The 2,482-nt window shown below is 40.2% G+C and carries 2 protein-coding genes; both read right to left on the bottom strand.

Going from position 1 to position 2,482, the window contains the following annotated elements:
- Positions 1-208: 208 nt before the first annotated feature.
- Positions 209-673, bottom strand: coding sequence for a DNA phosphorothioation-associated protein 4 (locus tag PX484_RS22775; protein WP_287667048.1), 465 nt, complete (start codon positions 671-673; stop codon positions 209-211).
- A gap of 80 nt (positions 674-753) precedes the next feature.
- A complete protein-coding gene (locus tag PX484_RS22770) occupies positions 754-2,346 on the bottom strand; it encodes an ArnT family glycosyltransferase (protein WP_002801871.1) in 1,593 nt (530 codons plus the stop codon).
- Positions 2,347-2,482: the final 136 nt, after the last annotated feature.

Below are 2,482 nucleotides of genomic sequence, written 5' to 3'. Positions count from 1 at the left end.
TGAGGGGGCCAATTACCTAATTTTCAGGGAAAAAGTCCAGGAATTTTCCCCCTGATCACTCCCATGCCCGGTACTTTTTGATTGACAAAAAGTCTAAAAGTCTTACCCAACAAGGTTTTTAGATTTATTCAGCAAACCCTAAGTAGGGTCTGCTGAAAAAGTTTATTGGTGGGGTTAGGAGTCAGGAGAGTTAGGGATAAGATTTCTACTACAAAAATCTGCCTAAATCGAATTCGGTTGTGGCAGTAATTTCTCGAAAACGTTCTTGACTGATAATTAACAATAATCTTTCAGTATAATCCACCGCACCGCGCAATTCTCGTTCTAATCTTGCTAAACCAGCGTTGGCATATTCCTCGAAAATTGTCACTCGCAAAGCTTCCGAATCTACCCCGTGGGGAGAAAGAATTTTCGTGTCTTGGAATTCATTGACTGCCAATAATTTGATTAGGGTATCGTAGCCACGAGAAATAAAAATTTCCAGGTTAATAGGTGAGGGTTCCTTCGCTACATTTTCTATGGCCAGCCTCTCTTGATATCTTACCCCTAAAGCCGCCGCAAAAGCGATGACATCAGCATAGGTCTGAAAAGGACCAATTCCCTGATTAAAATTAACTAAGGACTGGACAAATTCCCCTTTATCTCTAGCAATACGCACTCGATGAATGGACATATTTACCAAGTAAAAAGTTAAAAAGTTTACAAAATTCAGAAGATAGAAATCAGGAGTATTGATGAACTAATTGATCTATTTTAAGGATAAGTTTTAATTAGTCCTTTAGCTTGGTAAACATGAAATTGTTCGATGGCGACACCACCGCGCTTGATCGGAATGACAGCTACTTTAGTTATATCTTGGAAATAGGGACGGTAGCGATCGATTATTTCTGGTCTTTCTAGAGAACTATTTGTAGTAATTAATAAACCATTTTTACCGATCCATTCTTGAGGATTAAACCAAATTTGATAACCCCTTTGATCGTTGTTAAAACAAGTGACGGGAATAGGAACTAGGGGATAAAGAGCCATATCTAGCCATGCTGTCACATAAAAACTATGGGTAAAAACGAAGCTAGAATCTTTTAATAGTGCTAATAATTCGGGCGAATTAGCAAAGCCTTGGCGCAGTTGATCGATATCGACAATTTCCCGAGAAGGGTCTTGTTCTGGGGCAATAATTCCCCCAAAGATTGCGTATTGACTAGGTTTTTGGAAAGTGCCAAAAGTAACGTGAAGCATTGCTATAGATAAAACAGTAACGAGAAAAATTCCTGATCCCCATAACCATCTTTTTACCCAGATTCGAGAAGATTGCTGCCAAGTAGTGGCCTTTTCTCCTAATAAAATCGTGCAGGACCAGAACCCGGGTAAAATCCAACTAGGGGCGAGATAATGGGAAGCACCCACATAAAGCATTCCCAGGATTAAAGGCAGAGAAACCGAGAGAATTAACCATTTTTTTAGGGATTCTTCTTCTCGATGAAAAAATCTTTTTTTCGAGATAAAGTTAGGAATTTGTTCGCCAAAGCTTTTAAATGTCACCCACCACATCGGCAAACCGAAAGGAGGAAACATCGTGGCGATACTAATGCCAACAACCGAGAGAATACCGAGAATATTAAAGTTTTTGGGTTCTCCAGAAAAACGGTCTTCTAAATGAAAGCGAAAGGAAATCCAATCATGGTTAATATTCCAGTAGATAATCGGCAATAAAGTTATCAAAAAGAGAATAAATCCTAATCCCAACCAAGGGGATCTAAATACAGGCCAATAGCGGGGAGTAGTCAGACAAAATAAAACTAAACCAAAACCCAAAATAAAGCCGTGATATTTACTTAAAACCGCCAATCCTACGGCAAGTCCAATATAAGCGAGACGATAGCTAGGATGATAGTTTTTTCCCCGAATTGGCCAGAATTCTTGGGCAGCTAAATAGACTGTTAATGACCAAAAAAAGATTAAAGGACTATCTGGCTGCGAAAGAATCCCGAAGACGATCCCATAGATGGGGATGAGAGTGGCGATCGCTAAAGTCATTCTGGCGACCGGCAGACTGAACAATTTTAAAGCTGTCAGATATAGTAAGCAGAGGCTGCCAGTATAGAGGAGGAGAGTACCGAAGCGAATGGTAAATTGATTGACTAATCCCGTGATCCAAGTCCCAAAACCCGTGGAAATCGCTACTATTGGCGGATGATCGAAATAACTCCAATCCAGATTATGGCTGTAAACGTAATAATATGCCTCATCGTACCCCGGATAAAGCCCCAGGGCGATGATGATTCTAAACAGGAGTCCACCGATGAGCAGATAAACGGCAATGCGATCGCTAAGTATTTTGGTCAAAATTCTTACCTCATTTCATCGCTAAAACTGATGTTAGAGACGGGAGATTTTTGGGGTTGCCAGATTCGAGATTTGTGCATCTATGGCAAGGTTAGATTTAAGTGTGATCTTTAGTTACTATATCACCAACTCTGTC

Source organism: Microcystis sp. M49636_WE2 (genome assembly GCF_030065375.1).
Lineage (GTDB): Bacteria > Cyanobacteriota > Cyanobacteriia > Cyanobacteriales > Microcystaceae > Microcystis > Microcystis aeruginosa_C.
This window is presented reverse-complemented; position numbering and strand designations above follow the sequence as displayed.

Excerpts from the sequence above, each read along its gene's own strand:
- PX484_RS22775 (WP_287667048.1), bottom strand. The coding sequence starts at position 673 with ATGTCCATTCATCGAGTGCGTATTGCTAGAGATAAAGGGGAATTTGTC.